20 protein-coding genes are annotated in these 20,489 nt (G+C 62.6%); 8 read left to right on the plus strand and 12 right to left on the minus strand.

Going from position 1 to position 20,489, the window contains the following annotated elements:
- The first annotated feature begins 99 nt into the window (after positions 1–99).
- Positions 100–1,002 (plus strand): phytanoyl-CoA dioxygenase family protein, encoded by a 903-nt coding sequence (locus tag DFR24_RS10030; RefSeq protein ID WP_133881120.1) that lies wholly within the window; start codon positions 100–102, stop codon positions 1,000–1,002.
- A 427-nt stretch (positions 1,003–1,429) separates the two neighbouring features.
- The gene (locus DFR24_RS10035) at positions 1,430–1,663 is read left to right on the plus strand and encodes a hypothetical protein (protein WP_133881121.1); all 234 of its coding nucleotides are present in this window, start codon (positions 1,430–1,432) and stop codon (positions 1,661–1,663) included.
- A 29-nt stretch (positions 1,664–1,692) separates the two neighbouring features.
- Here the strand turns inward: DFR24_RS10035 and DFR24_RS10040 are convergent, their stop codons facing one another.
- Genes DFR24_RS10040 through DFR24_RS10055 form a run of 4 tightly spaced genes read right to left on the minus strand, consistent with a single transcriptional unit; the run spans position 1,693 to position 6,228 of the window.
- On the minus strand, positions 1,693–4,164 hold the full coding sequence (locus tag DFR24_RS10040) for a cation-translocating P-type ATPase (protein ID WP_133881122.1): 2,472 nt from the start codon (positions 4,162–4,164) through the stop codon (positions 1,693–1,695).
- 26 nt (positions 4,165–4,190) lie between these two features.
- Positions 4,191–4,916, minus strand: a complete 726-nt coding sequence (locus DFR24_RS10045; protein WP_133881123.1) for a cytochrome b/b6 domain-containing protein — start codon at positions 4,914–4,916, stop codon at positions 4,191–4,193.
- A 22-nt stretch (positions 4,917–4,938) separates the two neighbouring features.
- Positions 4,939–5,601: a cytochrome c3 family protein gene (locus DFR24_RS10050; RefSeq protein ID WP_366518890.1), complete on the minus strand. Its 663-nt coding sequence runs from the start codon at positions 5,599–5,601 to the stop codon at positions 4,939–4,941.
- A gap of 48 nt (positions 5,602–5,649) precedes the next feature.
- On the minus strand, positions 5,650–6,228 hold the full coding sequence (locus DFR24_RS10055) for a hypothetical protein (RefSeq protein WP_133881125.1): 579 nt from the start codon (positions 6,226–6,228) through the stop codon (positions 5,650–5,652).
- A 658-nt stretch (positions 6,229–6,886) separates the two neighbouring features.
- Between DFR24_RS10055 and DFR24_RS10060 the strand changes: the two genes are divergently transcribed.
- A complete protein-coding gene (locus DFR24_RS10060) occupies positions 6,887–8,056 on the plus strand; it encodes a hypothetical protein (protein ID WP_133881126.1) in 1,170 nt (389 codons plus the stop codon).
- 351 nt (positions 8,057–8,407) lie between these two features.
- Positions 8,408–9,097 (plus strand): lysophospholipid acyltransferase family protein, encoded by a 690-nt coding sequence (locus DFR24_RS10065; protein ID WP_246051624.1) that lies wholly within the window; start codon positions 8,408–8,410, stop codon positions 9,095–9,097.
- 363 nt (positions 9,098–9,460) lie between these two features.
- Here the strand turns inward: DFR24_RS10065 and DFR24_RS10070 are convergent, their stop codons facing one another.
- Entirely contained in the window at positions 9,461–10,033 is a 573-nt protein-coding gene (locus DFR24_RS10070) for an L-2-amino-thiazoline-4-carboxylic acid hydrolase (protein WP_133881128.1), read from the minus strand.
- Positions 10,034–10,223: 190 nt separating this feature from the next.
- On the opposite strand from DFR24_RS10070, the gene DFR24_RS10075 reads away from it, so the two are divergent.
- The gene (locus DFR24_RS10075; protein WP_133881129.1) at positions 10,224–10,805 is read left to right on the plus strand and encodes a TetR/AcrR family transcriptional regulator; all 582 of its coding nucleotides are present in this window, start codon (positions 10,224–10,226) and stop codon (positions 10,803–10,805) included.
- 94 nt (positions 10,806–10,899) lie between these two features.
- Entirely contained in the window at positions 10,900–11,532 is a 633-nt protein-coding gene (locus tag DFR24_RS10080) for a glutathione S-transferase family protein (protein WP_133881130.1), read from the plus strand.
- A gap of 152 nt (positions 11,533–11,684) precedes the next feature.
- On the opposite strand, the gene DFR24_RS10085 is transcribed toward DFR24_RS10080, so the two are convergent.
- Positions 11,685–12,275: a TetR/AcrR family transcriptional regulator gene (locus tag DFR24_RS10085; RefSeq protein WP_162851136.1), complete on the minus strand. Its 591-nt coding sequence runs from the start codon at positions 12,273–12,275 to the stop codon at positions 11,685–11,687.
- Positions 12,276–12,628: 353 nt separating this feature from the next.
- Between DFR24_RS10085 and DFR24_RS10090 the strand changes: the two genes are divergently transcribed.
- The gene (locus tag DFR24_RS10090; protein WP_162851137.1) at positions 12,629–13,900 is read left to right on the plus strand and encodes an OmpP1/FadL family transporter; all 1,272 of its coding nucleotides are present in this window, start codon (positions 12,629–12,631) and stop codon (positions 13,898–13,900) included.
- 271 nt (positions 13,901–14,171) lie between these two features.
- Here the strand turns inward: DFR24_RS10090 and DFR24_RS10095 are convergent, their stop codons facing one another.
- From DFR24_RS10095 to DFR24_RS10120, 6 genes are all read right to left on the minus strand, one after another.
- A complete protein-coding gene (locus tag DFR24_RS10095; protein ID WP_133881133.1) occupies positions 14,172–14,882 on the minus strand; it encodes a glutathione S-transferase family protein in 711 nt (236 codons plus the stop codon).
- Positions 14,883–15,212: 330 nt separating this feature from the next.
- On the minus strand, positions 15,213–15,635 hold the full coding sequence (locus tag DFR24_RS10100) for a DUF1330 domain-containing protein (RefSeq protein ID WP_133881134.1): 423 nt from the start codon (positions 15,633–15,635) through the stop codon (positions 15,213–15,215).
- A gap of 39 nt (positions 15,636–15,674) precedes the next feature.
- Complete coding sequence (locus DFR24_RS10105; RefSeq protein ID WP_133881135.1) at positions 15,675–16,082, minus strand: GFA family protein; 408 nt, start codon at positions 16,080–16,082, stop codon at positions 15,675–15,677.
- A 155-nt stretch (positions 16,083–16,237) separates the two neighbouring features.
- The gene (bdcA, locus tag DFR24_RS10110) at positions 16,238–16,951 is read right to left on the minus strand and encodes an SDR family oxidoreductase (protein ID WP_133881136.1); all 714 of its coding nucleotides are present in this window, start codon (positions 16,949–16,951) and stop codon (positions 16,238–16,240) included.
- A gap of 84 nt (positions 16,952–17,035) precedes the next feature.
- Entirely contained in the window at positions 17,036–17,908 is an 873-nt protein-coding gene (gene yghU / locus DFR24_RS10115; RefSeq protein ID WP_133881137.1) for a glutathione-dependent disulfide-bond oxidoreductase, read from the minus strand.
- 72 nt (positions 17,909–17,980) lie between these two features.
- Complete coding sequence (locus DFR24_RS10120) at positions 17,981–19,228, minus strand: AraC family transcriptional regulator (protein WP_133881138.1); 1,248 nt, start codon at positions 19,226–19,228, stop codon at positions 17,981–17,983.
- A 391-nt stretch (positions 19,229–19,619) separates the two neighbouring features.
- On the opposite strand from DFR24_RS10120, the gene DFR24_RS25335 reads away from it, so the two are divergent.
- The gene (locus DFR24_RS25335; RefSeq protein ID WP_366518915.1) at positions 19,620–20,141 is read left to right on the plus strand and encodes an HPP family protein; all 522 of its coding nucleotides are present in this window, start codon (positions 19,620–19,622) and stop codon (positions 20,139–20,141) included.
- Positions 20,142–20,489 lie beyond the last annotated feature (348 nt).

Raw genomic sequence — 20,489 nt, forward strand, 5'->3', positions numbered from 1 at the left:
GAACCTGACAAAACGCGGCCACACCTGAAAGACCGCAGGCCGCACTCCTGCTTTGATTCGGGCCGGCGACACCAGCCCAATCCGACAGGACGAGCCCGCATGAACGCACCGACCACCGCGAGGAACTTGCAGATCGACTACTCGGCGTATGCCGACACCTATCGGCGCGACGGCGTCGTCATCATTCAAGGTGCCCTCGACGAAGCGCAGATGAAACGGGTCGAAGGCGCCTTCGAGGCGCGCCTCGCAAACCCGGGGCCACACGCCGAGCGCATATTCCCCGACGACCGTGCGGTGACGCTGCAGACCGTCGGAATATCGGCCGATGATCCGATCATCGTTCCTCTGCTGCATCACACTGCGCTCGCCGATATCGCGCAGAGCCTGCTCGGCGGCGTGCCGCTCTGGTACATGCAGGATCAGCTCTGGATGAAAGAGGGCGGCAATGCCCGCCGCACGTGCTGGCATCAGGATTCGTCCTACTTTCCGGCCAATGGCCTCGATTCCGTCGTAATGTGGTTCTGCATGGACCCGGTCGCCAAGGTGAATTGCCTCGAGGTCGTCCGCGGGTCGCACAAGGGACCGACGTATAACGGCTCACTGCTCGATCCCGCCGATCCCACCGAGCCGCTCTATGAGGGAACGGACTATCCACGGCTCCCGGACATCGAGGGCAATCGCAGCCGCTGGGACATCGTCTCCGCCGACATGGAGCGCGGCGATGTGTTGGTGTTCAACATGAACTCGCTGCACGGTGGAGCCCCCACCTTTCCCGGCCAGCGGCGGCGCACATTGAGCTTCCGCTTCTTCGGGCCCGACTACCACTTCGCAACGCGGCCGAGGATCCGCACGGATCATCCGATGGCCGCTGCACGCGCGAATCAGGATTCCGAAAGGTTGTCCGTCGGATACGCAGGTCTCTCGGTTGGAGATCCGATCGGGAAGAGCGCCTTCTTCAAGAAAGTTCGCGACGCCGGACCGGGTTGGAAGGCTGCCGTCTGAACCAGCGCGCGCTCTGCGATTACCAAGGCGTTCGCAGTTTGGAGCGCCACCTTCGCTCGGATCGATATCTTTCGCGACGGACCACAGTGCGTAGGCCAAGCCTGCCATTTGTCGTCGGACGGCCACGCGCTCTTGGCGGTTATCTGCGAACGTCCGCTTTGTGGCGGATGAGAATCTGGGCCAGGTGACCGCTCTGGGCTGATAGGGACCGACTGGTTAGTGCCAGTTGCGGTCCTTCGCAAATGGCCGCTTGCAGGCGATCGGCTCTTTGACCAGATGGCGCCGGAGATCGGTCCGCGAGCCGTGTAAGTCGGGCACCTCCCTTGTTGCGATACAGGGCGAGCCCGCCACGTTCACGCCTGATTACGTGTCCTCCGTTGTTCACGAATAATGCAGATATGTTTTCTATGAATGCGGGGGAGGCCTTGTGCTCAGCGCCTATCAACAGCTTGAGACGCACTACGCGCTGATCGGCAAGCTTGCCGGCGCCAATTCCCTTCTGTTCCGGGACCGCAACGTCGTCATGCGACCCGGCTCGGCCGCCGGTCATGCGGACATCTCCGGAGCAATGGCCGAGATCATCACCGAGAAGGCTGTCGATCCGCGCGTCGGCGAGTGGTTGAGCAAAGCCGAAACGCAGCGCGGAACTCTGCAACCCTGACCAAATCACCGGGGCGCGGCTCGTCCATGTCAGGCAGCCGGTCTTTCGGCAGCGCGGGGACGATGGAAGAGCGCTGTCGCTCCACCGACGAGCAACCCGGCACCGATCGCGATCAGCCACTCATCGCCATGCAGCGGCTCCAGCTTCAACAACGCCGCGATCGGCTTCACCGGGATGAGGAGCGCCGCAGACGCCAGGGTCGCTGCCACCGCGATCCACGCTGCCCGGGTGCGGAAGCGGCACAAGCCCGCGGTGGTCGCGGCGCTGGCCACGATCAAGGTCAGCATCGCCATCGAGCGTGCGTGCCCCACGTTGCCATCCGACCCGAGGCTGTAGGCGTAACCGGATCCGACCAGGACAGTCAGCAGTGCGCCGCACAGGCCGATCACGGTCCACTCCCGTGTACCGAAGAATCGGTGACGGGAATCGCGACGAAGCCTCTGCAGGCGCGCGCCCGCCGGCAGTTGCTGGAACACCAGGATGGCGGTGGGGTGGATGATCAGCTCGAGCCAGACGATGTGGATCGGCAGGTAGAGCAGCGGGAAGCCCGCCAGGGGCACGAATGCCGCCGTGAGCACCAGTGGCAGGTGGATGATGAGCAGGTAGGCGAAGCTCAACTGGAGATTGGCGAACAGCTGGCGCCCCTCCGCGATGGCTCCGACGATCGTGCGGAAGTTGTCGTCCAGCAGGACGATCGCGGCGATCTCGCGCGCGGAACGCGTGCCGCGTTCGCCCATCGCGATCCCGATGTCGGCGCCCTGGAGGGCCGGCACGTCGTTGACCCCGTCGCCGGTGACGGCCACGATCTCGCCACTGGACTGCAACGAGCGGACGATGCCCAGCTTCTGGGCCGGCAGGCAGCGTGCCACCACGTCGATGTCGCGCAGCGCGTCCGCTCCGCCTCGCGCGAGCCGCGCGGACAATTCCGCGCCGTCGATGAGGCGCGGCGTGCTGGCGCCAATACCGGCTTCGCGTGCGATCGCGCCCGCCGTGAGGGGATGGTCTCCGGTGATCATCAGGATGCGGATGCCGGCGTTCTGCGCTTCGCCGACCGCGTCGGCGACGCCGGGGCGCAGCGGATCCTCGAATGCGAGCAGTCCAGCGAACTCGAAGTCGCGATCCGGCTCGCCCCCGGGCCATTCGGACAGGACGCGATGTGCGCAGGCGATGACTTTGTGCCCGCTCGCCGCCAGTTCACCTGCCTGCCGGAGCCATTCGTCGCGTCGCGAGTCCCGGTCGTGCGACATGGCCAGGATCGTTTCCGGCGCACCCTTTGCGACGGCGATCGCGCGACCGTCCCCGGCATCGAACACGGCGACCTCGCGCCGGCTCTGCTCGTTGAACGGAAAGGTCGCCAGCCGCGCGCCCTCGACAGTCCCGGCACATTCGAGGATGGCGAGATCCATGGGATCGTTGCTTTCGCGCCGGGAGGCGCGCGCAGCGACCAGCAGGAGGGACGGTTCCGTCCCGGGGGGTGCGGGCAGCACATGCTCGAGACGCAGGCGGCCTTCGGTCAGCGTGCCGGTCTTGTCGGAACAGATTGCGGTCACGCGGCCGATGTTCTCGACGACAACAGCCCGGCGCACCAAGGCCTTGCGACGCGCCAGTCGAAACACGCCGACACCCAGGAAGACCGTGAACACGACGGGGAATTCTTCGGGCAGCGCCGCGACCGCGAGCGTGACCGCGCTCAGCAGGGCATCGACGATGCCGTGACCCTGGAAGTACCGGGTCAGCGCCAGGCCCAGGCACAGGACGCCGGCGGCGAACAGGAGCGCGGTCACCATCGAGCCGAGCGCCTGCTGCAGCGGGGTGCGCCCGAGAGGACCCGCCTGCGCGAGGCGCACGATCTCGCCGTACAGCGTGTTCGCACCGGTATTGACGATGCGCAATCGAAGCTCGCCGGTCAGAAGCCGCGTGCCCGCCGCTCCCCAGCAGGCATCATCGACGCCAGACGTGGCGCTTCCATCGCCGGTCACCAGGGGCCGCTTGCGCTGGGGCAGAGATTCGCCTGTCAACGCGGATTCGTCGATCTGCAGAGCCTCGCCGGCGACGATCACGCCATCCGCGGGGAGATACTCGGATGCCGACACGAGGACGAGATCGCCTGGTACCAGTTCCGTCGTGGAAGGTTCGGTTGGCGCTCCGTCTCGAATGACCCGGCTTTGCACGGCCAGGCGACTGGTGAGACCTTCCGTGCTCGCGCGCGTCCGTCGGTGCAGCCAGGCGTCCATGCCGAGAATCGGCAGCAGCGCGAACGACAGTACCGCCGATTCGGGGTAGTCACCCAGCGCCGCGAACAGGACCGCCGTCCCGACCAGGAACCAGATCATGGGATCACGCACGGTGTCGCGCAGCACTTCGCGCCACCCGTTCGTGGTCGGGTCAACGATGTCGTTGGCCCCGAACGCTTCCCGGCGCGCCGTGGCTTCGGCGGTGCTGAGCCCGCGTGACGGATCGTCGAGATGCGCGACCCGGTCGGCTGGCATTTGGTGTCTCATCGACCCGCTCCGCGGACTTGCGCCATCTACTCGTCGATCGCCTTGCCGGGCAGGATCTTGCGCCCGGTGAACATCGCCGACACGAGGTTTCCACCTTCGCGGAGCTCGGTCACAACCACGGCTGCGATGTGCAGGACGACAGCGGCCACCAAGGTGTAGAACGCGTACACGTGCACGGTTGCGAACGGCTCCCGCATTGCGCGCATCTCCTGGTAGGCAGCCTTGTCGTACATCTCCTGTGCATAAGGAACCAGCGTCGCGGGGTCCGTGCCGGGAGCCGCGATCGACTGGGCGAACCAATGTCCCAGCGGCGGGTAGAAGATGTCGGTCCCGGCGAGCAACAGGCCGGTCACCGCCTGCACGGCGATCAAGGTGAACAGCAGCGCAACGGCGATACGTCCGATCGGATTGTGACCCAGGTAGTGTTCGGGATTGCCGGAGACGAAGGATGCGACGTAGCTGCGCACACGGTGTCCATACCCGGGCCCGCCGGGCAGCATCTGACGCCAACGGGCGTAGCGGTTCCCGAGAAAGGCCCAGACCATTCGTGCGAACAGGTTCAGCACCAGCACATAGCCGAACCAGACGTGCAGCGTCTTCAATGCAATCTTTCCGGCGTTGGTGACGCCCAGAGTGCCGCCGTTCAGGATCACCAGGCCCACGGCGATCAGGCCGAGCACGCTCAGCACATTGATCCAGTGGAACCATCGCGTCGGTGCATCCCACACCGGGTAAGACTTCAGCTCGTTCATCGATCGCTCCGTTCGTCCGTCCTCAATCGTCATCCCGCTCGCCGCTCTCACGGCGTTCGTCGGCACTGCGGTGGCACTTGACGCAATTCTCGAAGTCGCGGATCCCCTCCTCGACGTGCTCGGCGCGGATTCCCGCGGGCGAATGCTCGTGACAGCCGTAGCAGGTGTAGTTGGTGTAGTTGGCGAAGTCGCCGGCGACGTGGCACGTCGCACAAGCCGCTTCGTGCTCGCCCTCCAGGAGGAAGAACCTGGCGTGATCGAATGTCGCCGGGCGCCAGGCGTCGGAGCGATGGCACTGCTGGCACCCTCCGTCGATCTGGCCGTGCAGCGAGTCCTGTGGCTTCACGTGGCACGAGGCGCATTCGGCGCGCACCGTCGGGTCGAGCAATTCATGCGAGAAGGGCTTCATCGTCCGGGCGCTTGCCGTCCCGCGATGCTCGGCGTGGCAGGCCATGCAATCGTGTTCGGTCAGGTGCTGGTGAAATGCGGCCTTCGTTGGCCCGATGGGCTGCCCGGCCGTCGTGAACAGGCCGATGCGATCCACTGCGTGACAGGTGACGCACTTCTCCGGGCGGCTTCCGAGAAGCGGGGTGTGACATGCAAAGCAATCGTCACCGATCGATTCGTGCGCGCCGAGCAGCGCGCCAGGGCTGATCGCGGTCCGGGGTGACACGAATGCGAACACAAGTGCACCGACGAGGATCGATCACCGCGATCCACAGTGCTCGACTGTTCATCGCCAGCCCCAGAACAGGAAGATGACCAAAATGTGGCCGACGACCAGCCCGGCGAACGCCAGTGCGATCGGCAGGTGCACGACGCGCCAGCCCTTGAGAAGGTCGAGTGTGGTCGCGTCCCAGAACAGTCGCGTCTCGATTTCAGCGGGACTCAGGCCACGCTCCACCATGGACTTGCGCCGCGACTCGACATACGTGCGAGCCCGGCTCCGCAGAAACGCGCCGGTCAGCCCGCTGACGACATTGACCAGCATCGCGGCGATGGCCATCCACGGCAGGACCGCATTGAAGTGAATGCCCGCGTGGACCAGGACGAGAAGGGAGCCGAACCACGCCATCGCCTTGTGCGCCCTGAGCAGGCTGGCAGGATTTCCCGCTGCAACGATTTTGCGCTTGCGCAGCGAATAGAACATCGATGCGACGATCAGCAGCACGCCGGGGATGCCCAGGTAACGTCCGACCCAGACGATGTTGACCTTGTGAAGGAATGCGTCGACCAGCAGAGTCGCGGCCACGAGGGCCGCGAACAGCAGGGCGAGAGGCAGGACTTCGTTTCGCAACAGCGATCGGTTCATACGCAATTGGCTCCCATCGCTTGGGACGGGATCGATCAAGGTTAGGCCCGCAATTGCGGCTTGCCATTGACCCAAGTCAATCGGCGCGCGCCACCGAGCTGGTCCACGTTGCCGCAGCAGAATCCGCCCCGGCTATCCTCTGTGCGTTTCCTCCAGAACGCTGAAGCGTCGCCTGCAGCGGCAAGGGCTGAGCTACCGGCAGCTGCTGGACGACGTGCGCCTGGGCCATGCGGTGGAACTGATGAATCAGCCCGGCCTGTCCTTAGAAGTGGTCGCCATCCACATTGGCTAGAGCAGCGCAGCGAATTTCTCGCCCGCATTCACGCGGTGGGCTGGGGTCACGCCGGGGCGCTTTCGCGAGCAGGGCAACATGGTCGCGATTGCCGCCACCGGAACTTAGAAATGTATAGTTTTCACAGCCTGAAAATGTAGGCCGCTGCCCGATTGACTCCCCCATGCTCGACGTCCGGAATGTCTGCTTTCGAGCGGTGAATCGCTGCCGTTATAGGGCACTTCGGGCTGACACCGGTCCTCGAGGGGAAGTCGCTGCGGGAGATGCCACCTTGCTCGCGACGCACTGGCATCATGAGGCATGCCCCCTCACATCATCCGACCTGCTTTCCTGTTGGCTTGGATAGTCACTCTGGGGACATGCTTCGTGGCGTTTCTCGAAATGAATGAGCTGACCGATCTCCCTGCGGCGCGGATTCCCGCTTGCGATCGGCTTGCGGCGCGCGCCGGACTGCTCGCGGCGGGCGTCGACGATCCGGATCAATTCCAACAGTGGCAACAAGAGGTGCTGGCACTGAGTTCGCGTCGCGGCGGATGTGCGGCGGATGAGCGCGTCGCTCGCTCTTTCTTGCATGCCCATTTCCGGATGGATCGGCTCGATGACGCAGCACTGCTGATCGAGCAGGACCGCATGCAAGGATGGCTCACGCCCGAGCTTGCCACTGCGCAGCAGATAGAAATCGATCTTCAACGTGCGCGATCCTTGGGCGATGCTTCTAGCGGTGACGCGTTTCGCGATGCCGCGGGATCCGCGGCACATGATCTGCTTTTGCGCTGGCCTCAGTGGTGGTCTGTTCTCTCCTCATTTGAACAGGCGCTGCCGGGCGTCGATCCGCCGCCCGCGCCAAGCCTGCTGGAGGAGGTGCGTCGATGGTTCCGGCATCCCGTAGGCTTCCCCTGGATCCTTGCATTGCTGCTGATGGTGCCGGGAATGGTGCTGCTCTCGCTCGGACTGATCCTCCTGGCAAACTGGATCCAGTTCCGCAGACCGACAGTACGAATCGTGCAGGCCGGCGTCGGCGATGAAGTGACCCTGGAAGGTCAGCTATCTCTTCCCGCCGGCCGCGCCATGCTGAAGCACCCGGTCTCCGGAATCCCCTGTATTTGGTACGCGGGTCGCCCAAGGAACGGTCTACGAAGAAGCCTCGTGCCCGTTGTGTTGAAGGACGGTTCTGGTTCGGTGTTCATTTTTCTGGGTGAGGCGGCGCAAGTCTGGACAGCGCCGGGACCAGACTGGCTCGTCGAGGGCGATCGGGTCTTCGTGCGGGGCCGGATCGCAGAGCCCGACGCGCAGAGCGGATCCTTCCGACGAGTGGCCCATGGTCGGTTTTCTCTGGTTCGAATGGGATTTGGAAGCCCCGCACGGAAGCTGCCGGCGGTGCTCCGATCGGCAGTCATCTGCCTTGCGCTGTTTGCGATCATTGCAGCGTTTTGCACGGTCACCTTCATCGAACAAACTCGCCTCCCGGAGCCGACGCCCTGGGATCTTCAAGCCGCCCGTGTGGGGCCATCCGTTGTGCCGCCTCCTATCGAATGAGGACTCGTTGCGCACTCAAAGTCACTGAAGAACGTACGCGTCGCTTCGGCGCGAAGTGCAGCGCCTCCACTGAGTGGCGCTACATTCGCGATCAGGCGCGGACACCTGCGGTCGTTGACCGTCCGCTTCCGGAACGCCAAAACCTTTAGCTCTGCGACCCGTTAGGGCTGGAAGGCGATAAGAGTCGGGATACGATCGCGAGAAGCAGCCCCCGCCAGTCCAACCCGTCAGGCAAGCTCCCGACCCTCACCGGATCTCGGATCCTTTCTCGAGACTGCTTGCGCGCCGATGTCACAGATACCGCTCGCTGTGAACACTTTCCCCACGCGGCCGCGTCTGGCACCAAGCTTGGTGCGATGGATCGCGTGTGGCCTCAACGCCCTGCTGCATTTCGTCGCGCTCGCCGGAGCTCGGCCGTTCTCGCGCAGCCTCGCCTGGAGGGTCTATCAAAGCTGGGGGCGGACGGCGTACCGCATTTTCGGCATCGAAGTCTCGGTCCAGGATGACAACGGCGGTCGGACCGAGGCGCCTCGGCTCTATGTGTGGCTGAATCAATCAAATCTCGCCGAGGCATTCGCGTTTCCGCTGCTGCTGCCCCGACACGCCACGGTGATCAATCTCGAATACGCCGCGATGCCGCTGCTCGGCTGGGCAAGGACATTGATCGGCGACCTGGTGATCGTGCGTCAATGGAAATCGCAAGCCAAGCGCGGAATCGGGCGCGCCGCGCGACGCTTGGCTGACGGCGAGGATTGCATGATCAGCATCGAGGGCGTGCGAAGTGCCGACGGTCCGCTGCGCCCTTTCAAGAAAGGACCGGTCCTGCTGGCGATTCAAAGCGGAGCCACCATCGTTCCCATGTATCTGTACGGTGGTCGCGAGGTTCTGCCGCGGGGAGAGTGGCGCATCCGACCCGGCCGCCTTCAACTACGGCTTCTCGAAGCGCTGACGACGCAGGGTCTGAGCCACGACGATCGAAATGCAATCCTGGATCGGTTGCGCCGTCTGGCGGAAGAGGCGCGGTCGTCCGCCATCGCGTAGTGAATGAGAGGATGCGTCGGCTGCAAAGACGGCCGCTTCGTGCCAGAAGCTGCCGGTCGCCAGCGTCCGCTTTGGAGCGGGCTCATCCGACGCTCGACGGCTTATTCCGGGCTTCGTGGCGGCAGTCGACGGGTACTAGAAGCGGACAATTTCCCTTTCTGCGGGTCGCTAAAGACCAGCGACGGGTCATCCCCTTCCCGCTGCAAGGCGTGCGCGGCCGAGTCACGCACACCCGACCACTCACGCGATCAAACGGCACTATCGACGTCGGTGAGTTCACTCGCCCGACATGAGGACCTTGGAGTCGCAGCGTAGGTCAACGAAGGGCAGCGTGGTCCGCTTCCGGCAAAGCGACGTGAGGCTCTACTGCGCGGTCGGCGCCTTCTTCTTGGCAGCTTCCTTAGCCAGGAGCCGCAACTGTTCGACGCTAACGCGCGCGAGTTCCTTGCCGCGCTCGGCGCTGCGCTGCGCCGGGTCCTCATGCACATCCCATCGAAACTCGCAGTGGTCATGGCCCTGCATCATCGTCTTCGGTCGTTGCATGACGGCACCGTCGTGCATGCCATCCGTAAGCGGATAGTCCTGGCCACAGCAAAGCAGAAAGCCTAGCTCCGGCGCATTCAAACCGCGGTACATCTCGGCGAAGCCGCAGCGATCGACGCGTGCGTACAGCGATTTATCGTTTTGCTGTTCAATGGTGTAGTCGAACGTGCCGTCGACGTTGTACATCTTCCACAGTTCATTGATCTTGGCCCCGAAGTCCGCGCCCCCGAGTTGCGGGTAAATCGTCTTCCCCATGTCGTGAAAATAGGGGCCGATGGCCTTTGAGACGAGCGCGTGCGTGCGCTCCGGCCCCATCTCCTCGAGCAATGCTCGCACCACCGGAACCAGAATTTCGGCCTGGGCCTTGTACAGCTCGTACGGGCTGATCGCCATGAACACACGCTCCTCAGCAAGGGCCCAACGACGAGCATCGGTTCTCGTGCGTGTCCTGAGAAAGACATGGGCGGGGGCGAAGAGTAAGCCGCTCGCGACGACGTTTCACAATGCGGAAACACCCTGCATTGACGCCGTTCAATGAAGATTGGAAGGTTCTAAACCATCTGGTCTAGAACGGTAACTCCGAGTGGCCCGCGAGCGCGAGTTTGACGAGCACAAAGCGATTGACAAGGCGATGCGTCTGTTCTGGCGCAAGGGCTACGACGCCTCGCCGCTACCGGATCTGCTGCGCGAGATGGGCGTGTCGCGAGGCAGTTTCTACAATGCCTTCGGCCAAAAGCGGCAGGTGCTGGCGGATTCGGTCCGCCAGTACGTGGACGGCGGCATGGACGGTGTGCTCCTCCCGCTGCTCGAACCCGATGCCGGACGGGCGCAGATCGAGGAGACCTTCCGGCGCATGCTCGCTCATACCTCGGGCCATAAGGGCCGGTACGGGTGCCTGATCAACAACTGCATGACCGAGATCGCTCCGCGCGACGCCAACGCACGGAAGCTTCTGATCCAGGCACGCGCGGTCGTCGAGGATGGCTTCGCTCGTGCCGCGCAACGAGGCCAGACCGATGGAACGATCTCGCGCCGCGAGTCGCCACGCGCCATCGGCCGATTCCTGCTGAACACCTTCTCGGGATTGAACGTCGCGTCCAAGGGCCGCCCAGGGCGCGAAGTGCTCGAGGACATCGCGCGCGTGGCGCTTCGCATCCTGGACTGACGTTGCGGCGAGCCCGACAGGTCGGGGTGACGTGCGGCGACTGCGCGTTTCACAAGTGTGTTGAATCTGCCATCCAATTTCCGAGGAGACCCCGATGAAATTCTACGATTGTGCGATCGCCCCCAGCCCGCGGCGCGTCCGCATCTTTCTCGCCGAAAAAGGCTTGCGCATCGACACCGTCCAGGTGGACTTGATGGCGGGAGAGAATCTTGGCTCACCGTTCCTGGCCGTCAATCCGCGCGGTATCGTTCCCGTCCTGGAGCTCGACGACGGCACGCGGATCGACGAATCGGTCTCGATCTGCCGCTACCTCGAAGAGATCCATCCTGAGCCGCCGCTGATGGGAGTCGACCCGAAGAGCCGGGCCATCATCGATTCCCGCACGAGACACATGGAGTGGGACGGTTTTCTGGCCGTCGCCAACGCGTTCCGCAATTCGGTGGCGGGTTTCGCCAAGCGCGGTCTTCCCGGCATCACCGAGGAAGTTCCCGCGATTCCGGATCTCGTCGATCGCGGACACGCCGGCATCACACGTTTCTTCAAGCTCCTCGAGCGATATCTTCAAGACAGCGAGTTCGTCGCAGGTGACCGCTACACCATCGCGGACATCACGGCGTTGTGCGTGGTCGATTTCGCGGGCTGGGTGAAGCGCAGCATTCCGACGGAACATGCGCGAACACTGCGCTGGCACGAGGCGGTGTCGTCGCGACCGAGTGCCAAGGCGTAAGCAGAGTTCGTCGCCAATAGCGATCCGCGGTCCGCTTGTGCGGAGTGCGGTTCGTTACGGACGTCTGCTTCGGGATCCGTCGATCCCAAGAGTGAATGCCAGCTTTGGGCTGCCACGCGCCTGCTGAGGAATCGCGCGCTCCGAGATTCGACTCAATTTTCCGATGACGTCTTCTGCCGCCGTTTCGACGACTTCGCGCCGCAGGTAGGCATGGCGAGCAGCATGAATACCGGACGAATCGCGCCCTCCAGCAGCGCTCGCTCGGGTCGTGCTCGAACCAGCACACGCAGCGACACCATCAGGGCCAGAAGAAGGCTCGCCACCTCCTTGGGCGACAACGATGCGTTGACGGTGCCCTCGCGCTGCCCCCGGCGAATCAGCTTCTCGAATGACTTTTCGAACCTTCCCATGATCTGCAAGACGGCCTCGCGGAACACTGCATCGTGCGGCGCGAGATCCACAATGGAGTTGGCCACCAAGCAACCCTTGTTGTCAGGGTCTTCCAAGGACTTCCCGATCAGGTCGGCGAAGAAGCGCTCCAAGATCGTGAGCGGTGCGGCGTCCTCTTCGAAGTGTGCGGTCAGCGGCCCGACGACCTCCAGGACGTAGAGCTGGAGCGCCCGCTCGAAAACGGATCGCTTGTCGCCGAACGTGTTGAAGAAGCTGGAGAGCGTGACGCCCATCTGGTCGGAAAGATCGCGGACCGTGGTGCGCTCGTAGCCTCGCTCCCAGAAGCGGTTCATCGCCGCTTCGAGCGCTACATGTTCGTCGAATTGTCGGGGTCGAGCCATCACACCTCTTGCATCACTTCGTCGCATCGGCATACGTCGAGGCCGGTGAGCCGGGCACCGATATCGACCCACTTCCATTCCGCCATCAAGATCGTCGTGCGCCTGAGACACGATCCCTGGCGAACTGTAGTTTGCCATTACGGATCGCGTGATCCAAAATGATCTACGCTGCCTCCGCCGCTCCAAAAGCAGGCGGGCGGTCGAGCACACTCGCGTGAGACGCAGCTCAGGGGAGTCAATCAGCAATGGCGAAACCTTGTGTGAAGGTGGTTGCAGCGAGACATCAACTGGCCGTTTGTGCGTTGATGAGCGGCCTGCTGAGCAGCATGAGTGTGCAGGCCGGCGGCGGCTATTTTCTGCCGTTCTACGGCGGGGAGACGTCGCAAATGGCCGGCACCGCCACCGCGATCGGACTGGATAGCCTCGCGGCCTCCACTAATCCCGGCAAACTGTTCGCGGTTGGCAACCGCATGGATCTCGGCACCAACGTCGCGCTGCTTTATCGGCGCATCGAACGCGAGGACGGGCCAGACCCTTCGCTGAATTTCGGCACGACGAGCGACAACAGCATCTTCTTCGTACCGCAGGGCGGATATGCCCGTCGGCTCGGCGAGAACTACGCGTTGGGGGTCGCGATGTACGCGAACGGTGCCCTCAATACGGCCTACCCCGGCGATACGGGCGTTCCTTCCAGCAACCAGAATCCCTCAGCCTGTGGTGATCGGCCGGCCAATTTCCTGGGTGGCTGTGGAAAGCTGGGTGTCGATCTGTCGCAGGTCATCGTCGCGCCAACGGCAGCGTGGCAGTTCGCGCCGGGCAACACGTTGGGAATCTCTCCGCTGCTCGCGTATCAGCGCTTCCGTGCCTACGGCCTGCAAGCCTTCGAGCCGCTCTCTCAAAATCCGGGCAATGTCAGCAACCGCGGTTTCGACAACGCCTTCGGCCTCGGTCTTCGTGTTGGCTGGTATGGCGAGGTGCTGCCGCGGCTGACGCTCGGTGCAGCGTATGCAACCAAGATTCACATGCAGCGCTTCGATCGTTATCGCGGACTGCTCGCAGGCGACGGGCATTTCGATGTGCCGGCGAACTACAGCGTCGGCGCCGCGTTCCGGGCAACTCCGGACTGGAAGCTGGCGCTGGACGTCCAGCGTATCGAGTTCCATGAAGTCGCGGCGTTGGGCAACAGCCTGCTGAACTCGCTCCAGGACCCACAAGGCGCGCCGCTCGGCAGCAAACGGGGCAGTGGTTTCAACTGGCGCAATCAGACCAATTACCGCATCGGGACCGAGTTCACCTTGTCGCCGAGCCTGAGCATTCTTGGCGGGCTGGCCTATGGAAAGGTTCCCGGCGACCAGTCCATCGGCTCGGTGAGCGTCAACACGATTTCGCCCACACCGACGACGACGGCCAGCATCGGCTTCAACTGGTGGTACACCCCGACCCACGAGTTCCAGTTCGCGTACACGCATCATTTCTTCAGCACGTATGACGGACCCTCGGCCTTGGTGCCCGGGGCGACCGAATCCGTCGACGCCCATGTCGATGTGGTCTGGATCGGTTGGGCCAAGCGTTTCTAGCGCCTAGGTGTTCGAGATTCGTCGACTAGCTGGCCGCAACGGCCTTATCGAAGATCGACGACGGTCGCCTCGAGGGAAAGTCAGACCCCGATCGGAGGTCGCTTCACGCAAGAAGCGATATTCACTACCGTCCGCTTTGGGGTTTGCTCGACAGACCGCTCCGGGCTGAAGAGCGACCGTCACACAGGTGCCAGAAGCTGCCGGTCAAAGGTCAAGGCCGGTTCAACGGGCGTGGCCTACGGCTTCGCCTTTGATGAAGTCACTTCATTCATCACGACCTTACGAAGGGCGCCGCGTTGATCTGCTCGGCGGCAGCCACGTCGCCCTCCCCGAAGAAGGCGGGAAAGGGTGACGGAAGTCGGAGGGCACGCTCAATCGCGGGACGCGCACGGAGCCGCGCCAACCAGGCCTGCAGGCCATCCAGGCCTTCGACGGAAACCTTGGCCCAGAAATGGGTGGCGGCGTATGGATAGGTCGCCATGTCCACGATCGAGTAGTCGTCGCCGAGCAGGAAGGGCCTGTCGGACAATTGCTTGTCCAGGATTTCGAGCAGCCGGCGCGACTCTGCAACGTAGCGCGTGATCGCGAATTCATCGTGATGACCCTGCGGCGCGGCGATGCGCTGGAAGTACATCGCTTGCCCCATCATCGGACCGACGCCGCTCGACTGGAACATCAACCACTGCAGGGCACGCGACCGTCCCTTCGCATCGGTCGGAAGGAAGCGCTGATATTTTTCCGCCAGGTACCAGAGGATCGCGCCGGATTCGAACACCACGTGGTCGCCGTTGCCGCGATCCACGAGCGTGGGGATCCGACCGTTGGGATTGAGCGCGGTATACGACGCGGATTTCTGCTCCTGGTGTGAGAAGTCGATCGGCACCAGTTCGTAGCCCACCTGTGCCTCCTCGAGGAAGATCAGCGGCTTCCACCCGTTCATCGTCGGGGCCGTGAACAGCTGGATGTCGTGTTTCTCATTCATCGCTTCGACCTGATATCCGTTGTCTTCGACTGTGACCCGAGCCAAACGGATAAGGTCGCGTGCCGAGAGCCGTCACAGCTGAAGCAGGCCGGACCGAGGGCTTCCGATAGATAGGCCTTGCAGATGCGATCTACATCTCTGGCAAGCATGCGTGTGCTTCCCCAGCCGTCCAACGTCTTATGTCTTGAGATTTCTCTAACGTAGGCGTCGAGAGCCCGGCGTGCGAGCCCGATAACGCCTTGGTGCGTCACCACCGAAAGCTAGCAGGGGCCGCACGCCGGATCTCGCGTCCTGTGCCCGACCAGTTGCACGAGGCAAAGCCTCGCACCATCACCGCGCTGCACTGTCTCCAGTGTCAACCAGCAGTCTGTCGAATCCTGCCGCTGTCTTGGTCGCCAGAATCATGTGTTTGGCGACGCCATTTTCCCGATGCACGTTAGCCTCCAGATAAGCCGGACAGGTCACGAAGTCCGTGAACGCGTCCCGGCTGCTGTAGTGGACGATCAATGCCCAGTCCCAGTCCGCATCTCCGCCATGGTGGAGTGCTGCTTGGCTCACGTCGGCACCCCATACGAGCGAACAGCCTCTCCTCTTCGCCTCGGCCCCGGCGGCCGCGAGGTAGCGGTGATAAGCGTCCGCACCGGTGCCGTTTCCATCCAACGAATACGGGCGGAATTTGACCAGGTTCAGCATGGTCACGGGCCCGCGGTCCGGGTGTACCTTAAGCTCCGCCAGCAGAAAATTCTTGTTCATCGTTGTGTCTCCTCGGTCAAAGTTTTGATGTGTTTTCGGTCACCCTGGCAGCCGCTCGTAGGCGCTCTGCGTGGTGGGCGTGTCATGAAACGGCTGCTTGTCGATCATGAAAATCGCGAGGTCTGCTTTCTCGAACATCTCGGGATGGTCGAGCGTTCCCACCTTGATCCATATGACACCTGGGATCTTTGGCGTGCTACTGGCCAAGTGAGTTCCGCAGTGCGGGCAGAAATCACGCGATGCGGGAGCCTCGAGGTCTGCTCTTCGGTATGAGGTGACCGCTCCTTGGAGATAGGTGAAGCTGTCCTCGGAAATACCGAGGGAGTAATTCGGCCCTCCTCCGGAGATGTACTGGCATTCACGGCAGTGGCATTGAACCTTCATCGGGTCCTTCACCGTCGCCGCATATCGGACCTGTTTGCAAAAACAGCCACCTTCCACATTCATGGCGTCACCCTCTGTTTGGACCCGCTGATACAACCTCGGGCTACGATGCGTTACGCCCGCGCGGGCCTCGTCGACCTCGTCGCAGGTCCTGCCTTCAAATACTCGTGCTCACTACGGGAGATGCTCACTGCCCGCGGGACGGTATGGCACGGAGATCACCCCGACATCCCTCCGTCCATCGATTGAATGGACCCCGTTACGTAGCCGGCTTCTGGTCCCGCCAAGAACAACGCCATGGCTGCGATTTCTTCGGCTTTCCCGTACCGTTTGATGGAGAGGCCCGCAAGCATCATCTGCTCCATCGGGCCGCCGGCGGGATTCATATCGGTATCGGTGGGGCCGGGTTGAATGACGTTGACCGTGATTCCCCTGGGCCCGAGATCGCGTGCCAAGCCCCGGGCGAGCCCCTGTACTGCGGACTTGCTCATCGCGTATGCGGTCAAACCAACGAACGGCACGGTGTCTCCGTTGGCCGATCCGATGATCAGGATCCGCCCGTAATCGGGCATGCGCTTCGAAGCCTCCACCGCTGCGAAATAGGGCGAATGGATGTTGACGGTGAACAGTCGGTCCACTGCGTCCGTGGCGATGGTCGCGGGGTCGCCGAACACCACGACACCGGCGTTGACGACCAGGACATCGAGCGGTCCGCAGCTCGCGACGAATTCAATGACGGCATCGCGATCCGCGCTGTCGACCCTTGCTGCGCGGGCGCCCGTTTGCTTGGCCACGGCGTCCGCGGCCTCCTGGGAGGCGGAGTAGGTGAAGACGACGGTGGCACCGGCGCTCGTGAACCTCCGAACGATCGCTGCACCGATCCCGCGACTCCCGCCGATCACCAACACCTTCTTGCCACTGAAGCTATTCATCTCCCTACTTCTCCGATTCCAAAGAGTTGGAGCCGAGCGCCCTTGCAGCATCGGCCGGAAGTGCGATGCCCGAAGGGCGCTGCGTCAGATCTTCTCGAATACACCGACACGCTTCCCGGCGAAATCGGTACTGCTGTGGCGCTCCCGCATCTGTGATGCGGCATCGCCCCATACTCGGTTGACGATCATTCCGCGCTGCGCGGCCGGGCGGGCCTGGATCTCGTCAGCCCACCGCTTCACATGGGGATAGGTGTCAACGTCGAGGAACGCTTCCGCGTTGTAGAGGCGTCCCATGACAAGCCATCCATACCAAGGCCACGTGGCAATGTCCGCAATCGTGAATTTCTCGCCAGCAAGGTAGCGGGAGTTTGCGAGCCGCTGGTTAAGGACATCGAGCTGGCGTTTGACCTCCATGGTGAAGCGGTTGATGGCGTATTCGATCTTCGTTGGAGCGTAGGCGTAGAAGTGCCCAAAGCCGCCACCCAAAAATGGGGCCGATCCCATTTGCCAGAACAGCCAATTGAGGGTTTCGGTGCGTGCAGCGCCCGACGGCGGTAAGAACGCGGAATCAAACTGCTCTGCAAGGTAGACTAGGATCGATCCGGACTCGAAAACACGAGTGGGAGGCGATCCGCCCTTATCGACTAAAGCCGGAATCTTGGAATTCGGGTTGATGTCGACAAATCCGCTCGTGAATTGCTCGCCTTCGAAGATGTTGATGGTCCATGCGTCGTATTCGGCGGCATCACCGCGATCGAGCAATTCCTCGAGCATGTGGGTGACCTTGACGCCGTTGGGCGTCGCCATCGAGTAGAGCTGAAAGCGATGGGATCCCACCGGAAGGCTCTTCTCATGGGTGGCCCCGGCGATCGGCCGATTGATGTTCGCGAACTTCCCTCCACTCGGAGCCCGCCACTCCCACACTTTTGGTGGCTGATAGGTCGACGTGTCGTTCATTGTGTGGGGCTCCTGATGTGAATCAGATCTTGGCGGGGTGGTTCTGCGCGCGCGTGTTTCGGTGTGGCTTGATTAGCCGGCGACCGAGAGACGCTTGGGATGCGTGCGCGGGCCGTCGGCGTGTCGACGAAGATCCGTCGGGGTCATTCCGAACCATCGTTTACACAGGCGTGTCAGCACGGCTTGTTCTGAGAGGCCCAACAGACCGGCAACTTGCGCGATTGGAACGGTCGTCGATACCAACATCTGGCGAGCTCTCTGGCGCCGAACGTCGTCGCGCAGTGCCTCGAACGAGGTGCCTTCCGCATTGAGCTTTCGCAACAGCGAGCGAGGGTGGATGGCCAGCGCAGAAGCGATGGCTGTCTTACTGACGGAACCCATCCCAACCAATGCCCGCAGCGCGGCGTCTACCCTCTTCGACACGCTTTGCTTGGGGTCTTGGTGGCGCGAATCGAGATAGGCCACTCCGATGTTCCGCAGCGCAACATTGCCTGAGGTCAAGCGATGGCTCAGCAAGGTGCGCTCGAAGTGCAATGCTGCGAAAGGCTGGGCGGTTCGCACCGAGCAGCCGAATTCTCTTTCGTAAACTGAAAGCTTTGCGAGGGGCTGATGCGGCAGTGAGACGTGTCGCAAAGCGTAAGCATCGCCCACCAAGGCACGAAAGATTCGGTGAATTACCGTCAGCCCTAAATCTGTCACCTGACGTGCGGTCGGAACGTCGGAGATCAGGAGCTCGAAGCGCAGATCGCAGAGCTTTGCGCCGCTCGGGCTGCGCTCGAGCAGTGTCACGGCGATGCCGGGAGCATGGACAAATAGGTAGCGGGCGAAAAGACGCATTGCCTCGGATACGCTTTCGGCATTCTGCAAAACGATCGCGAGCGCTCCAAGGATTCCAATGTCCTGACGCTGAGCCAGCATCAGCCCGAACGCAGGCGCATTCAAGCTGGTGGCGCTTGCCTCCAGAAGGAGGACGAAAGCTCGCATCGGAATCAGCGACTCTTCGTTCCTTGTTGTGTCCGGATTGATCTGATGTCTGCGTAGGAGAGCCTCTGGTCGACCGTCCAGGGACTTAACCAAGGCGGAAAAGCCTCGCAGCGCTCCTACCCGGACCATCGTTGAGGGAGCTTTGCCCCGCCCATGCGTACCCGCGCTCGGTCGCCGTGGACGTGTTTCTCGTTTATCGGGCGCCTCAACAGTAGGCATGAAAGGACTCCCTTGAACCAAACGTTCCCGCGAGGCGTCGCGGTTGGGATGCGCGCGGAGCAGGGGATGGCTGTCGTTGTAAGTTCTGGGGGCGTACAAGGCGCTTACGTCTTCCATCCAGTATCGGGCTCCATTTCTTCCGGCGTACGGTAGCGTTATGGAAACTGCCCAACTTGATCGAAAGGGACAAAAAATTGACCGGTCGTGACGTCGCGGCCGATACCCGCTTCTCGCGTCCGACGAACACCAGTCTCCTGCCCGATGTCGCTACCGGTAGGCCGTGACACCGTCATATTGCGGTCCGGCTTTCGGTAGCCATTCGCGACGCATACCTAGAGCGGCATCCCCTTCCACAATCGCTCTCTTCGGTGCGGCAACGTGAGGTCTTGTAGATAAAAGCTGTCGCCTTCGACATAGCGCCGCTGTTGCACTCGTCCTTGTGGAAGAATCACCGCAAGAAGAGGCCCCAAACCAGACGGGCCTAAGTCTGAGAGTTCGAAAATTGATGATGCGGCATCCACTGGTTCGTTTGGCCTGGTGTCTGGTCGGGGCGGGGACGGGAATACTGTTCGCCCTTTTCGTCATCGGTCGATCGCATGCGGCGTTCGTGCTCGCATCTCTCGGCGGCAGTACCGTATTTCTGTTTGGGCTCACTCAGGCGCCCGCCGCTCAGCCCCGCGCCTTGCTAGGCGGGCACTTGATTGGAGCAGCGTGCGGTATCGCTTGCGTGCAGATCTTCGGAAGTTCGAACGCCAGCGCGGCAATTGCAGTCGTGCTCAGCCTCGCACTGATGTTGCTGACCCGCACCGTTCATCCTCCTGCTGGCGCCAACCCGCTGATCATGGTGGCGGCCGGCGCGACGTGGACAGCACTTTGGAACCCCGTGCTTCTGGGGGTGTTCAGTCTGATGGGGGTCGCATTCGTGTGGAGCAGGCTCTATCCAGGCTTGGTGCACTATCCGGTGTCGTTACGGACCCCGTCGCCCCCAAGCTTGAACTGGGGGGGATGGTCCTCGCCTGAGAAGCGTTGAGTCGGAAGCTTCCTTAATGGGTCGGGCGCAACGCGCCACGATGTTCCTAACACCGCAGGACTTTGATCGGTGCCTCCGATGTTTGGCTTCAGGCTTCGCGGGCCATGACGGTCTTGATGATCTACTCGTTGCCCCGCATTGCGCTGTCGAATAAGTTGCCACACGTCATTCGCGATCAGCCGACGTGCGATCGGTACTGAGCAGCTTCCCACCCTCAAACGATCGTAGTCGGCTAGTTCACCTGCGAGGGGATCACAGCTTCACGGGCCAGAGCGACATGCCAGGCCATGCCTCGGTACGCTCGTGTTCTAATTCTCAAAAGTACCGGGGAGTCTTTGCGCGGTCGGC

The sequence above is a fragment of the Panacagrimonas perspica genome (assembly GCF_004364935.1).
Taxonomy (GTDB): Bacteria; Pseudomonadota; Gammaproteobacteria; order Nevskiales; family Nevskiaceae; genus Panacagrimonas; species Panacagrimonas perspica.